The organism is Pectobacterium atrosepticum (genome assembly GCA_019056595.1).
GTDB classification, from domain to species: domain Bacteria; phylum Pseudomonadota; class Gammaproteobacteria; order Enterobacterales; family Enterobacteriaceae; genus Pectobacterium; species Pectobacterium atrosepticum.
The window spans coordinates 1,009,154-1,022,238 of the sequence record CP036163.1; the positions used below are offsets into that span (position 1 = coordinate 1,009,154).

Sequence of the window (13,085 nt, forward strand, 5' to 3'; positions counted from 1 at the left end):
AAATCTTGAATAAAAAAATCAAAATAGCCTGCTCAAATCGTGAGTGTAAGCTTTCGCCACTTTCTCACCTGAATTCTTCATTTGCTGGATCATACTAACCAGTTTCTGAGCATATTGCGGATCCGTTGCATAACCCGCTTTTTGTAATGCATGAGCCGCTTGCTCAGCAGTTCCAGCGCTCATCACAGCAGAATAGCGTGGGTTATTGGTCAGCAATTTCACATAGTCGCCAATAGCCTCAATATAGGAATCGTAAACTCTGAAGCTGGCTTTTACCTTTTTGGCCACACCTTGCTCATACTCTGTCGTGGTTATTTCAGTTGTCGGTCCATTCCAACTGCCACCCGCCTTGATACCGAACAGATTGTGGCTTGGGCGCCCATCCTCAGTAGTGATTTCACGCTGCCCCCAGCCAGATTCAAGCGCCGCCTGGGCAATGATAAGGTGATGAGGTATGCCGCTATGCTGGCTGGCAATCTGTGCAGGCAAAGAAATCTGAGACACAAAATTGCTGTTGGATAATGGCAAGGCTGAACCCGTTGTTGGTAATTTGGGCAACGCTTTACGTACCATCTGCTCCACTGCCGCCGTTGGCATGCTTTTGAGCACATCGCCATCAAACGTTAATGGAACCGAGGGAACAGCAGCTTTAGCCGCCGTGGTATCTGGGGATTGTCGGGTCAATTGTTCAACCATGACATCGGCGAGCCCAAGTCCCTTGCCCTTAGTTGAAATCTCTTGAGCAATTTGCTGGTCATACATTGAGGTATACAGACGCGTCTGATCGCTGCTGAAGAGTCCGTCCTGCGGAATCGCAGAGCGCATGCTTTTCATCATCAATTGTACAAACACGCCTTCCATCTGTTGCGCAACCGCCCTGATGCCCTCTTTACTTTGAGGATTACCTGAAACTTCACGCTTCAACGTATTCAGGGACTGCGCATCATAGGCCGCGTTATTCAGCGTCTGCATATCACTCATCAGATAATTTCCAGTTTGGCACGCAAGCAGCCAGCACTTTGCATCGCCTGCAGAATAGACATCAGCTCCATCGGCGTCGCACCCAAGGAATTCAGTGCACGCACGACGTTGTTGAGGTTGGCGCTGGAATTAACTCGCTGTAAAACGCCGCCTGTTTGCTGAACTGAAATCTCTGTTTGCGGAGTCACAACCGTCTGACCGCCACCAAATGGGGTATTTGGCTGACTGACGTTGGCCTGCTGATTAATCGTCACAGAAAGGTTGCCCTGAGCGATAGCACAGCTATCCAGTGTGACATCACGATTCATTACGACAGAACCGGTGCGGGAGTTGATCACCACTTTAGCGTCCTGAATACCGACGTTGACTTCAATATTCTGAACATCGGCCAAAAAGCGTACCTGAGAGCTGTTGCCATGTGGAGCAAGAACCTGAATAGTGCGAGAGTCCAGTGGGGACGCTGTACCGCCGTATCCAGAGCGATTGATCGCATCACTGACTTTCTGCGCCATCGAGAAGTCGTCATTCTTCAGTTGCAGCATGATCGTATTTGACGTGCCAAACGTGCTGGGTAACTCACGTTCAATAACTGCACCGTTGCTAATTCGTCCACCGGCTAGTTGGTTAACCTGAACACTGCTTCCGCCAGCTGAGGCACCGGCACCGCCAACCAAAACGTTCCCTTGAGCCAAGGCGTATACTTGGTTATCCACCCCTTTTAATGGGGTCATTAGCAACGTCCCGCCTCGCAAGCTCTTCGCATTACCAAGTGAAGACACAACAATATCAATATTTTGGCCTGTTCTGCCAAACGGTGGAAGTTCTGCCGTTACCATCACCGCAGCTACATTCTTCAACTGCATGTTAGTGCCGGCAGGGACAGTAATACCTAATTGGGAAAGCATGTTTGTTAAGCTTTGCGTGGTAAACGGTGTCTGCATGGTCTGGTCACCAGAACCATCCAGACCGACAACTAAACCGTAACCAATTAACGCATTACCACGTACGCCCTGGATATTAACCAGATCGCGAATTCTCTCTGCCGACGCAGGCGTAATATTCAGCGTCAGTAACGTCAGCAGTACAGTGAAAAATGATGCAATCCGCATGGCAGGCCTCTTAAGCTTAGAACGGAGAAACATTGAGGAAGAACCGCTGTAACCAGCCCATGTTTTGCGCTTCATTAATATAGCCATTACCGACATATTCAATGCGCGCATCCGCTACCTGGGTTGATGGCACCGAGTTGTTACCACTAATGGTTCTCGGATTTACCACGCCAGAGAAACGGATAAACTCTGTTCCCTGATTAATTGCAATTTGTTTTTCGCCAACGACGTTAAGGTTGCCATTAGCCAACACTTGACCGACCGTGACTGTAATCGTGCCACTGAACGTGTTATTGGCGTTAGCACCACCTTTCCCTGAAAAATCATTCGTGCCTGTGGCATCCAATGCAGCACGGTTGTTCCCCAGAGGTCCTTCGAGATAGCGCGGTGTTGTCGCTACACCAAACGTTGACGACCCATTACGAGCAGCATTAGCTGATGAGCTTTTACTAGCGCTAACATTTTCCTGTAATACGATCGTCAATGTATCGCCAATATTGCGTGGGCGACGATCTTCAAACATCGGCTGATAGCCATAATTCATTGGCTGCACGGTTTGGAAAATAGAACCATTAGGACCCGCTAATACCGGCGATCCCGGCTGGGCTGTTGTAGGCCCAGTGACAACTTTATCATGCGGAATATAGGCGCAACCGTTAAGTGCTAACATCGCGATCAATGCCAGCAGACGGGGTCGGCGGAGTGGTTTGATAACCGACTTTGCATTCATTATCACTGCGGATATCGCCTTAAATTAATCTATTTCACATATTCACGGGGTAAATCAAAACCATATTTGCTCCACTCATCTGGTGGTTATGGTCATCATTACCCCGTTAAACACTGTCTATGTTGCCAACATCAAGCCACCAGAGCACCAGCTCTCACCCCTGACGTTAGCGGGTTACCATTACAGCTGGGTCAATTTCTGCAACATTTGGTCAGAAGAAGAAATTGCTTTACTGTTGATTTCATAGGCACGCTGAGTCTGAATCATCGATACCAATTCTTCAGCCACATTGACGTTGGAAGTTTCGACATACTTCTGATACAGCAGACCTGCGCCATTCAAACCTGGGTTCGTTTCATTCGGCGCACCAGAGCTCGCGGTTTCCAGATACAGGTTTTCACCCATGCTCTCAAGGCCGCTATCGTTAATAAAGGTCGTTAGAGTCAACTGACCAATCTGGTTTGTTGCTGCCTGTCCCTGCACTTTAACGCTGACAATACCATCACGACCAATATTCAGTTCAGTCGCATTCGCTGGAACGGTAATGGCAGGCTGAACTTGATAACCGCTGGACGTCACTAACTGGCCGTTACCATCAAGCTGGAAGGCACCATCGCGCGTGTAAGCCGTTGTCCCATCAGGCAACTGAACCTGAAAGAACCCTTGACCTTTAATGGCAACGTCCTTCGAGTTCCCCGTCTCAGAAAACGTCCCTTGAGTATGGATACGTTCTGTTGATACCGGACGAACACCGGTACCTAACTGCAAACCAGACGGTAGCATGGTTTGCTCTGAAGACTGAGCACCGGGCTGACGAATTGTTTGATACATCAAGTCTTCAAATACCGCACGCTGACGCTTGAAACCATTAGTGCTGACGTTTGCCAAGTTATTGGAAATAACGTCCATATTGGTTTGCTGAGCATTCAAGCCGGTTTTTGCAATCCACAAAGAACGGATCATTTATTCACTCCTGTGCGCACTCGGCGCTTAACCCATTGCTAATATCTGATTAGCGCGTTGTGCATTATCGTCGACGCTGCTAATGACTTTCATCTGCATTTCAAAGCGACGGGCATTGGCAATCATATCGACCATAGTATCGACCGTGTTCACGTTACTGCCTTCGATCACACCCGGCATAATGCGCACGGTGGGATCGTTTTGCAGAACATTACCACGTTGCTGCTGAGCCTGTTGCGTCAAGCGAAACAATCCATCATCAGAACGCTCAACTTCTTGTCCGGTAGCTTTGACAAGCTTCAAACGCCCCAACTGGGCAATCGTATTAGGTGGATCCCCAGCATTAAGGGCAGAAATCGTACCATCAGCAGAAATGCTGATCTGAGCCTGCGGAGGGATGTCAATCGGTCCACCGTCGCCCATGACTACACGCCCCTGAATAGTCAACTGCCCATCAGCGTTGATCTCCATATTACCATTACGGGTGTACGCTTCACCGCCATTAGCAGTTTGCACCGCTAACCAACTCTCTTTCGGTAAAGCGACATCCATTGCACGGCCAGTATAATTCATCACGCCTTCGGTCATATCAGCGCCAGGCGTTGAAGCGACAACCAGCGTTCGGGTGGGCAGTGTCAACCCATTTACCGGCACAGCGCGCAATGCTGATAGCTGAGCCCGAAAACCCGGCGTTGAGGCATTAGCCAAGTTGTTCGCAGTAATCGCCTGCTTTTCCAATGACTGACTCGCGCCACCCATTGCCGTATAAATCGCGTGATCCATGCAACGTCCCCGTTAGGATAATTAACGCAGGCTAACCAGCGTTTGTAGAATGGAATCCTGCGTTTTGATGGTTTGCGCGTTTGACTGGTAGTTACGCTGCGCAACGATCATGCTAACTAGCTCTTTACTCAGATCAACGTTCGAGCTTTCGGTAGATTTGCCGATCAGTTTACCCAGACTTCCTGTACCCGCCAGACCAACAACAGCCTGACCAGAACTTGCTGTTTCAGACCAAGCGTTATCACCTTCAGGCGACAAACCTTCTGGGTTGGCAAAACTAGCCAACAGAATTTGGCCTAACGCTTGCTTTTGACCATTGCTGTAGCTACCTTCGATCGTACCATCGTCATTGATCGCAAAACCCGTCAGTGAGCCTGGAGCGAAACCATTCTGGGTCGGGCTCTTATAGCTATATTCGGTATTTTGCTGCACGCTGCCAGTCAGATTGAGAGTGAAGGTACCATTCGCAGCACCATTCGTTCCCGTAAGATTGAGAGTAAAAGGTGTGTGTGCAGTAGCCCCAGTAGAACTTAAGGCACCATTCGCTTCAAAATTCAGCGTTCCTGCATTTTGATACGTAGCTGGATTGATTGAGTCATCCTTAGCATACGTCTGCCATGTATTGTTTGCCGTTTTAACAAAATACAGGGTGAAGTTATGCACGTTACCCTGACTATCATAGGTTGTAAGTGCAGTTTTGCTGTTATAGGTGCCTTCTGCACCAGGCGTTGTAGCCCAAGCGTTTGTTGGAACCGAGTCTGAAGATTTCAGGTTAGCCTTAATTGATGCAACTGACGTTTGGCTCGCCAGCATATCTCCATCAGGAACAGTCAACGGTACTGGATCGGCCCCTGTTTGAACAGTTGGCGGCGTACCCGCAACTGGGTAACCCGTCAATTGCATGCCTTGTGCGTTGACGATATTACGGCCGTTCAGCATAAACTGACCATTACGGCTGTAATAAGTAGAACCATTGGTGTCTTGTAGACGGTAAAAACCGCCGCCGCTAATCGCGATATCCAAGTCTCGTGAAGACGACGTAACAGTACCGTTACCGAAATCCTGCAATACCGATGCGACCTTCACACCCATACCAACTTTAGAACCCGCAAACATATCAGCAAATGTGACGTTCCCGGATTTAAAACCCACTGTCGCTGAGTTAGCGATGTTATTACCGATAACATCAAGATTATTAGATGCTGCGTTTAAACCACTGACCGCCTGAGAAAAACCCATGCCGTTCTCCAGATGAATTGATTAAGTCATATTCCAGGTAGTGAGTTTTACTGGAATAATATGAAATTTATATCGTTACAGAATCTGCCTTACATCGTCCAGAGTGGCTTTGCCGCGCAGACCTAAATCAAGCAATGCGCCGCTATCGCCGCGAACAACACTATTTACAACCGCATAGCTCAATGGCTGTACAACTTGCTGCGCGCCACCCGTGCTGGCAGCAACCGTAAAGGTATAAGCCCCATCTGGTGCAACAGTGCCATCAGCAAGCTTACTATCCCAGTTGAACGAGTGAACCCCAGCAGACAGCGTCCCTAATTCGATCGTACGAACAGCTTTACCTGTCGCATCATTAACGGTAACAGTGACAACTTCAGCCGCTTTTTCCAGTTCAACACCAAAAGGCGTACTGGTTTCTTTACCAACCAGAATGTCTTTTCCAGGGATCATGACACTGTGGCCAATCAGCGTTGATGCCTGCATAGACTGGTTGTTATTGATCTGCCCAGAGATAGAACCCAACGTGGTATTCAACTTCTCGATACCGCTAACCGTATTAAGCTGAGCAAGTTGACTTACCAACTGATCATTACTCATCGGATTCGTCGGATCCTGATTCTTCAACTGCGCAACCAGCAATGTCAGGAACTGATTCTGTAGGTCAGCGCTGCTGTTTTTCTCTACCGCCGTTGTCGACGAGAGACCCTGCGTGCTACTCGCCGAGGAGGTATCATTAATTGTTACAGACATTATTTCGTCTCCCGATTATTGCCCGATCGTTAACGTCTTCAGCATCATCGATTTTGTCGTATTCAAGACTTCGACGTTTGCCTGATAACTGCGTGATGCTGAAATGGTGTTCACCATCTCAGCCACTGGGTCAACATTCGGCATGCGAACGTATCCCTGCCCATCAGCCAGTGGGTTGCCCGGCTCGTAAACCAGTCGAGCAGGTGATGGGTCTTCGATAACATTAGCAACGCGCACGCCGCCAGTTGATTGCCCCGGGGCTGCATTCACTTCGAATACTACCTGCTTGGCACGATAAGGTTGACCATCAGGACCCGTCACGCTGTCTGCGTTAGCCAGGTTGCTGGCGCTCACATTAAGGCGCTGAGATTGCGCAGAAAGCGCAGAGCCTGAAATTTCGAATATATTTAATAACGACATGAATATTTACCTTCTCACCGCGCTACGATCACGAACCTGACTGCAGGACCGACATCATGCCTTTAATCTGTCCGCCCAGAACGGTCAGGTTGGTTTGATATTTCAGGCTATTATCGGCAAAATTAGTGCGTTCACGATCCATATCGACCGTATTGCCATCCAACGCAGGTTGATCGGGCACGCGATATAACAAATCAAGCTCCGGCGGCTGAAAACTCTGCGCAGGTATATGCCGCACAGAGGTAGTTTTCAGTGCGATACCTGTACCGTTCACACGCCCCTGCTCCATAGTTTTACTGAGCTGGCTGGCAAAATCGATATCCCTGGCCTGATAGCCTGGCGTATCCGCATTGGCAATATTCGCGGCCAGAATTTCCTGCCGCTGGGCACGCAAGTTCAACGCTTCCTGCTGAAACCGCAACGAGGCGTCTAATTTATCAAGCATGCTCCCTCCGCAAGTTAGAATTTGGAGTGAGTAGGATAATTCTCATTATGGCTATACCATCGAACGAATAGACGCCAAATGCAGCGCTATTTATTGCCTTAACCTTACACTGACATCGTTACACTTATGCCCGATATAAACAGAACCAGGAGAGCGAACTAAAATGAAAACAATACATTATTATCTCTGCCTGGCGGTGTCCTGTTTTTTCGTCCTATGTGCCCCCGTCAATGCGAACGACCTTCCGGCACAGATCAATCAATTTTTTGCCTCACGCTTTCAGGGAAGCACGAATGCCGTTAACGTTGTGGTAAAATCGCCAGAGTCGCAGTGGCCACAGTGCGAAGCGCCCCAAATCACGTTCCCCGGGAATACGAAAATGTGGGGTAATGTGAGCCTGTCTGTACGGTGTGGGCAGCAGCGCCGCTTCATTCAAACTGAAGTTCAGGTAACAGGGAACTATGTCATCAGTTCACGGCCTATAAATCGCGGGACAGCGCTGACGGAAAAAGATATTAGTCTGACAAAGGGCAGGCTCGATTTATTACCGCTGCGCCCTATACTGACGTTGCAAGGTGCACAGGGTGCGGTCATTTTACGCGACCTAACACCTGGACAGGTTATTACTACGTCCATGATCAGACGTGCCTGGATAGTAAAAGCAGGTCAGTCGGTGCAAATTATCGCCCAAGGGGAAGGCTTTACGATTAATGGCGAAGGAAAAGCCATGAACAATGCGGCAGCCGGACAAGCAGTCAGAGTCAGAACAGCAAATGGACAAATAATCAGCGGAATCACAAATGAAGATGGGATTATTCTGATCTCACAGTAATTAATTAAAGATTTGCTCATGTTTGCCGATGATAGTTACATAGTCATTACTGACGACGTTTTAAAATTGAACACCAATGTGATGAACGTTCCGTAACACATTGATGATTAACTATTTATCCTCAAACCAGAGGGATGTATTATGAGTATTGATCGCACACAGTCACTGAAGCCGGTCAGTCAAGTTCAGCAACGTGAATCTGGCGATGTCGCTAAAACCAAACGCAAACAGGCTGAAGCTCAGTCTGAAGTTAGTGCAACACAGGTAAAACTGAGCGATGCACAGGCAAAGTTGATGCAGCCAGGCACGCAGGACATTGATATGAATCGCGTGGAAACCTTAAAGCAGGCGATTCGTGATGGCTCACTAAAAATTGATGCTGGAAAAATCGCGGATGCATTACTTAAAGAAACGCAGGATTTTTTAGCAGGTAATTAATATTTATGGAAAATCTGCAATCAATTCTGGATCAACTGCTAAGTAATCTACGTGAGCTTGATGCGGTTCTGTCTGAAGAGCAAACGCTGCTTTGTGCCGGGTATATTAATAACATTGCTCTGCAACAGGTGACTGAGAGGAAGACGTCCTTGCTGGCGACGATGCAGCATTTGGAAACGCGACGCCATGAATCCGAATCCGCTCTTACGCTACAAGCGCCTTATGACGGCATTGAACCGTTGTCTGTATACTGGCAGCAAGTTCAAGAGTTAACCAGACGTCTAAATAATCAGAATAAGCATAATGGCCTTCTGCTTAGTCGCCATATTGCGTATACGAACGAAGCCATCAATATATTGAAGCCTCGTCATGGCCAAGGGTTATATGGTCCTGATGGTCAGTCGAAAGGTGTGACCGTTGGCGGTAGAAAAATCACGTTCTAAAAGTCTCTGCATCTTAGCAGAGACTTTTCATCATTTAAAACAGCCCGTTATTTAAAGATAACCATTTCAAAAATCACTTATAGTTCACCGCAATGTCGATCGTACGGACGCTGAACGAGTGGTTAATACGTCCATTTCCTTCAATGTAGTATACAAAACGAAACTCATTATTTGCCGCTAACCCATCAAATGCCTGAGTTTGTCCGTCGCCACTACCATCTAAGTCAACACAGCGCTGCGGCGATTGTGAACACAGTTTCACAACAAGCCCTACAGGTATCGCTGAATCAATCACATGCCGCCAATATATTGTCGTAATCGTTTCATCTGGCTTAACCGCTATATTAGGAATAAAAGCTGACGTCGTAACCATTTCACCACGATGATCAAGTTTTATTCCCGGCATGCTTCCGTTCCAACTACCTGGCGTCGCAATAGCACAAAGTGGGAATACTAGCGCTGTTGCTACCAGAGAACGTATCACCTTCCTCATTTCTGAGCTTCTCCAATAACCGATGTCATGCGAATTTGGCGATGATCGCTGATTTCCAAATTAGAAAGTACGGCCATGTTCGGTAGGCTACGATGCAAGAATCGGGCGAGTAAAGCACGTAAAGCATGGTTCACAAGCAGAACCGGCGGAGCACCCAACATTTCCTGCCGCTGTAGCGCTTGTTTCGCCTGTTCAAGTAGACGATCGGCAAGCCCTGGCTCGAGGCCACCACCGCCTTGAAGCGCCTGTAGCAGAAGGCGCTCCAACGACCCTTCCAGGCCGATAACCTGAAGCTCACTGTCTCCCGGAAACCACTGCTGAGTGATAGCCCGTCCCAGAGCAACCCTAACCACCGTGGTGAGTTCATAAGGGTCTGGCTGCACTGGCGCATGTTCAGCCAATGTCTCCATGATAGTGCGCATATCCCTAATCGAAACTCTCTCGCTAAGCAGATTTTGCAAGACCTTGTGCAAGGTAGTTAGCGTTACCACACCAGGAATGAAATCTTCTGTCAGTTTTGGCATTTCCTGAGCAACGCGCTCCATCAATTGCTGAGCTTCTTGTCGACCAAACAGTTCACTGGCATGTAAGGCAATTAGGTGGTTCAAGTGTGTTGCAACCACTGTACTTGCTTCTACTACCGTGAATCCCTGAGCTTGCGCTTGATCTTTCAATGCATTATCAATCCAGACTGCTGGCAGCCCAAACGCAGGATCCTGCGTGATATCTCCAGACAAAGAACCAACCGCATTACCCGGATTGATAGCCATCCAACGACCAGGATGAGCTTCACCGCTACCCACCTCAACACCTTTCATCAATATGCGATAACTAGCAGGCTGGAGCTCTAAATTATCCCGGATATGAACCACTGGCGGTAAGTATCCCATTTCCTGAGCAAACTTCTTCCTGATACTACGAATCCTACCCAGTAGTTCGCCATCTTGCTGCGCGTCAACCATTGGGATCAATCGATAGCCAACTTCCATACCCAGCGGGTCTTCAAGCTGTACATCAGACCAGCTGGCTTCAATAACCTGATGTTTCTCCATTGATGCCGGAATAGGTTGCATAGCGGGTTCTTTTGTCTGTTCCCCACGTATCCACCAAGCAAGCCCCAATAAAGATGCAGTGAATAACAGAAAGACAAAATTAGGCATTCCAGGAACCAACCCAATGAGCCCAATTACCGCAGCACTCAGCACCATAACCCGCGGATTATTGAATAGCTGGGTGACCATCTGTTGGCCAACATCTTGATCGGTACTCACGCGAGTAACAATGACACCCGCCGCGGTAGAAATAATCAGAGCAGGGATCTGAGCAACCAAGCCATCACCGATAGTAAGCAGCGTATAACTCTCCGCAGCCTGCCCTACCGGCATTCCGTGCTGTACAACACCGACGATCAATCCACCAACAATGTTGATGACCATGATAATCAATCCTGCGACAGCATCACCACGCACGAATTTACTAGCACCATCCATTGAGCCATAGAAATCTGACTCCTGAGTTACCTCGGTGCGACGCTTTTTCGCCTCTTCTTCACCAATTATCCCAGCATTAAGATCGGCATCGATCGCCATCTGTTTACCTGGCATACCATCCAACACAAAGCGGGCACCAACTTCAGCGATACGTCCGGCACCTTTGGTGATAACCATAAAGTTGATTAGGACAAGAATGATAAAGACCACAATACCAATGGCAAAATTCCCACCTACCAGAAAGTGTCCGAATGCTTCGACAACCTTCCCAGCTGCGGCAGTCCCTGTGTGCCCATCCAACAAAATAATACGGGTAGATGCAACGTTGAGTGACAAACGCAATAGCGTAGAAAACAGTAGAATGGTAGGAAATGCGGCAAATTCCAGTGTCCGTTGCGTAAACATCGCAACCAGCAATACCATGATTGATAGTGCGATGTTAAAGGTAAATAGCAGATCCAGAATGAATGGCGGCAGCGGCAATACCATCATGGAAAGTATCAGCAGGATCAGTATTGGTCCGGCTAATATTTGCCATTGACTACCTTTCATATTACTCGGTAAACGAAGCAAAGAGGCCAAATTAGCCATCAGTAGTATTCTCTTTAGCAAAATCCAGTGCATCCGGCACTGGTAGATGTTTCGGTTTTCTAGGAATTAAGCCACCTTCACGCTTCCAGCGTTTCAGTTGATAAACCCAGGCTAAGACTTCTGCAACAGCAGCATACAGCGCAGCCGGAATGTGCTGCCCGACCTCTGAATGACGAAATAGTGCTCGCGCCAACGGTGGTGCTTCTAAAATAGGAACGCGGTGTTCTGTCCCCAGTTCACGAATACGTAAAGCGATGTCGCCAGCTCCTTTAGCCAACACTTTCGGCGCATTCATTTTTTTATCATCATAGCGTAATGCTACTGCATAATGCGTCGGGTTAGTGACTATAACATCAGCCTTAGGGACATCAGCCATCATCCTACGTTGGGCCATTGCCCTTTGTTGCTGACGAATACGTCCTTTAACATGGGGATCGCCTTCGCTCTGTTTATGCTCGTCACGGATTTCCTGCTTCGTCATCCGTAATTTTTTGATGTGACTCCAGACTTGCCAAAACACATCAAAAGCGACCATCGGAATAAGGCCAATAATGATGAGAAAGCCACACATTACGGCCAATTCCAACGCATCACCTAACGCCGCAATCGGCGCTTCGGATACCAGATGCAATATTTTAGGCCAGTTGTGAATCAAGAATAAGGTACTAATGATCCCAACTATGACTGATTTCAATATCGCCTTAAAAAGTTCAGCTAATGCTTGGGAAGAAAATAACCGTTTCAGCCCAGAAATAGGATCTAATTTTTTGAAGTCAACTTTTAATGACTTAGTACTAAATAATATCCCACCCAGTAGCATCGGTGCAGACAGCGCAACTAATACGGCCCCGAGCATAATCGGTACCAGCGCCGACACAGCCTGGCGCAATAGTGAACCAACATGGCGTAGCATTTGGGTATCATCGCCAATCGTCGCGTAATCAAAATTTAACGACTGTGAGACAATTCTGGCCAAACGGCCAGCCATGACATCGCCCCCTATCCACAGAATAGCCAATCCTGCGACCATCATCAGAACAGAAGTCAGCTCTCTAGATCGCGGGATCTGGCCTTCTTCTCGCGCCTTCTCCTCTTTTTGGGGAGTGGGGGCTTCTGTTTTTTCTAGATCGCTATCTTCAGCCACGTTGGCGTTCCTGTTACGACTTTCGGGATAGGAATTTGCTGCCTAGCATGACAAATACGAGAAAGTTTTATGGCTGGAACAACGAGAAAAACCGACGCTTTTTTAACGAATAGTAAAAAAGAAAGGGAGGGAGAAATCGATCTTGGTTATTTATGGCCATAAATACTGGCCATAAATAGCTGGGGCATTGGTGCTCGTAGCCTTTTCAAAAAAGAAGATGACTCCTTTTTCTGA

15 protein-coding genes are annotated in these 13,085 nt (G+C 47.9%); 3 read left to right on the forward strand and 12 right to left on the reverse strand.

Annotated elements, in window-relative coordinates:
* Positions 1-18: 18 nt before the first annotated feature.
* From flgJ to flgB, 9 genes are all read right to left on the reverse strand, one after another.
* Complete coding sequence (gene flgJ, locus DCX48_05225; GenBank protein QXE13963.1) at positions 19-981, reverse strand: flagellar assembly peptidoglycan hydrolase FlgJ; 963 nt, start codon at positions 979-981, stop codon at positions 19-21.
* On the reverse strand, positions 981-2,090 hold the full coding sequence (flgI, locus tag DCX48_05230) for a flagellar basal body P-ring protein FlgI (GenBank protein ID QXE13964.1): 1,110 nt from the start codon (positions 2,088-2,090) through the stop codon (positions 981-983). Before flgI ends, flgJ begins: the two co-directional genes overlap by 1 nt.
* Positions 2,091-2,106: 16 nt before the next feature.
* Positions 2,107-2,820, reverse strand: coding sequence for a flagellar basal body L-ring protein FlgH (flgH, locus tag DCX48_05235; GenBank protein ID QXE13965.1), 714 nt, complete (start codon positions 2,818-2,820; stop codon positions 2,107-2,109).
* Positions 2,821-3,000: 180 nt separating this feature from the next.
* On the reverse strand, positions 3,001-3,783 hold the full coding sequence (gene flgG, locus DCX48_05240; protein ID QXE13966.1) for a flagellar basal-body rod protein FlgG: 783 nt from the start codon (positions 3,781-3,783) through the stop codon (positions 3,001-3,003).
* Between the two features lie 27 nt (positions 3,784-3,810).
* The gene (locus DCX48_05245) at positions 3,811-4,566 is read right to left on the reverse strand and encodes a flagellar basal body rod protein FlgF (protein ID QXE13967.1); all 756 of its coding nucleotides are present in this window, start codon (positions 4,564-4,566) and stop codon (positions 3,811-3,813) included.
* Between the two features lie 21 nt (positions 4,567-4,587).
* A complete protein-coding gene (locus DCX48_05250) occupies positions 4,588-5,805 on the reverse strand; it encodes a flagellar hook protein FlgE (GenBank protein QXE13968.1) in 1,218 nt (405 codons plus the stop codon).
* A 75-nt stretch (positions 5,806-5,880) separates the two neighbouring features.
* Complete coding sequence (flgD, locus tag DCX48_05255) at positions 5,881-6,555, reverse strand: flagellar hook assembly protein FlgD (GenBank protein ID QXE13969.1); 675 nt, start codon at positions 6,553-6,555, stop codon at positions 5,881-5,883.
* A gap of 15 nt (positions 6,556-6,570) precedes the next feature.
* The gene (gene flgC / locus DCX48_05260) at positions 6,571-6,975 is read right to left on the reverse strand and encodes a flagellar basal body rod protein FlgC (GenBank protein ID QXE13970.1); all 405 of its coding nucleotides are present in this window, start codon (positions 6,973-6,975) and stop codon (positions 6,571-6,573) included.
* A 28-nt stretch (positions 6,976-7,003) separates the two neighbouring features.
* Positions 7,004-7,420: a flagellar basal body rod protein FlgB gene (flgB, locus tag DCX48_05265; protein ID QXE13971.1), complete on the reverse strand. Its 417-nt coding sequence runs from the start codon at positions 7,418-7,420 to the stop codon at positions 7,004-7,006.
* A 163-nt stretch (positions 7,421-7,583) separates the two neighbouring features.
* Here flgB and flgA point away from each other — a divergent pair, with 163 nt between their 5' ends.
* The 3 genes from flgA to DCX48_05280 all read left to right on the forward strand — a co-directional run bounded on the left by flgA (position 7,584) and on the right by DCX48_05280 (position 9,133).
* Positions 7,584-8,252, forward strand: a complete 669-nt coding sequence (gene flgA / locus DCX48_05270) for a flagellar basal body P-ring formation protein FlgA (GenBank protein QXE13972.1) — start codon at positions 7,584-7,586, stop codon at positions 8,250-8,252.
* 141 nt (positions 8,253-8,393) lie between these two features.
* Entirely contained in the window at positions 8,394-8,690 is a 297-nt protein-coding gene (flgM, locus tag DCX48_05275; GenBank protein QXE13973.1) for an anti-sigma-28 factor FlgM, read from the forward strand.
* Between the two features lie 5 nt (positions 8,691-8,695).
* Positions 8,696-9,133, forward strand: coding sequence for a flagellar biosynthesis protein FlgN (locus DCX48_05280; protein QXE13974.1), 438 nt, complete (start codon positions 8,696-8,698; stop codon positions 9,131-9,133).
* Between the two features lie 73 nt (positions 9,134-9,206).
* Here the strand turns inward: DCX48_05280 and DCX48_05285 are convergent, their stop codons facing one another.
* Genes DCX48_05285 through flhB form a run of 3 tightly spaced genes read right to left on the reverse strand, consistent with a single transcriptional unit; the run spans position 9,207 to position 12,851 of the window.
* Positions 9,207-9,626: a flagellar protein FlhE gene (locus tag DCX48_05285; GenBank protein QXE13975.1), complete on the reverse strand. Its 420-nt coding sequence runs from the start codon at positions 9,624-9,626 to the stop codon at positions 9,207-9,209.
* The gene (flhA, locus tag DCX48_05290; GenBank protein ID QXE13976.1) at positions 9,623-11,707 is read right to left on the reverse strand and encodes a flagellar biosynthesis protein FlhA; all 2,085 of its coding nucleotides are present in this window, start codon (positions 11,705-11,707) and stop codon (positions 9,623-9,625) included. The genes DCX48_05285 and flhA overlap by 4 nt, the downstream gene beginning before the upstream one ends.
* Positions 11,700-12,851, reverse strand: coding sequence for a flagellar type III secretion system protein FlhB (gene flhB, locus DCX48_05295; GenBank protein QXE13977.1), 1,152 nt, complete (start codon positions 12,849-12,851; stop codon positions 11,700-11,702). Before flhB ends, flhA begins: the two co-directional genes overlap by 8 nt.
* Between the last annotated feature and the right edge of the window lie 234 nt (positions 12,852-13,085).

What these genes read in the sequence shown, in the direction of transcription:
- flhA (QXE13976.1), bottom strand. Translation starts at nt 11,707, where the DNA reads ATGGCTAATTTGGCCTCTTTGCTTCGTTTACCGAGTAATATGAAAGGT.
- DCX48_05250 (QXE13968.1), bottom strand. Translation starts at nt 5,805, where the DNA reads ATGGGTTTTTCTCAGGCGGTCAGTGGTTTAAACGCAGCATCTAATAAT.
- flgJ (QXE13963.1), bottom strand. Translation starts at nt 981, where the DNA reads ATGAGTGATATGCAGACGCTGAATAACGCGGCCTATGATGCGCAGTCC.
- flgG (QXE13966.1), bottom strand. Translation starts at nt 3,783, where the DNA reads ATGATCCGTTCTTTGTGGATTGCAAAAACCGGCTTGAATGCTCAGCAA.
- DCX48_05285 (QXE13975.1), bottom strand. Translation starts at nt 9,626, where the DNA reads ATGAGGAAGGTGATACGTTCTCTGGTAGCAACAGCGCTAGTATTCCCA.
- DCX48_05280 (QXE13974.1), top strand. Translation starts at nt 8,696, where the DNA reads ATGGAAAATCTGCAATCAATTCTGGATCAACTGCTAAGTAATCTACGT.
- flgC (QXE13970.1), bottom strand. Translation starts at nt 6,975, where the DNA reads ATGTCGTTATTAAATATATTCGAAATTTCAGGCTCTGCGCTTTCTGCG.
- DCX48_05245 (QXE13967.1), bottom strand. Translation starts at nt 4,566, where the DNA reads ATGGATCACGCGATTTATACGGCAATGGGTGGCGCGAGTCAGTCATTG.
- flgB (QXE13971.1), bottom strand. Translation starts at nt 7,420, where the DNA reads ATGCTTGATAAATTAGACGCCTCGTTGCGGTTTCAGCAGGAAGCGTTG.
- flgI (QXE13964.1), bottom strand. Translation starts at nt 2,090, where the DNA reads ATGCGGATTGCATCATTTTTCACTGTACTGCTGACGTTACTGACGCTG.
- flgH (QXE13965.1), bottom strand. Translation starts at nt 2,820, where the DNA reads ATGAATGCAAAGTCGGTTATCAAACCACTCCGCCGACCCCGTCTGCTG.
- flgM (QXE13973.1), top strand. Translation starts at nt 8,394, where the DNA reads ATGAGTATTGATCGCACACAGTCACTGAAGCCGGTCAGTCAAGTTCAG.
- flgA (QXE13972.1), top strand. Translation starts at nt 7,584, where the DNA reads ATGAAAACAATACATTATTATCTCTGCCTGGCGGTGTCCTGTTTTTTC.
- flgD (QXE13969.1), bottom strand. Translation starts at nt 6,555, where the DNA reads ATGTCTGTAACAATTAATGATACCTCCTCGGCGAGTAGCACGCAGGGT.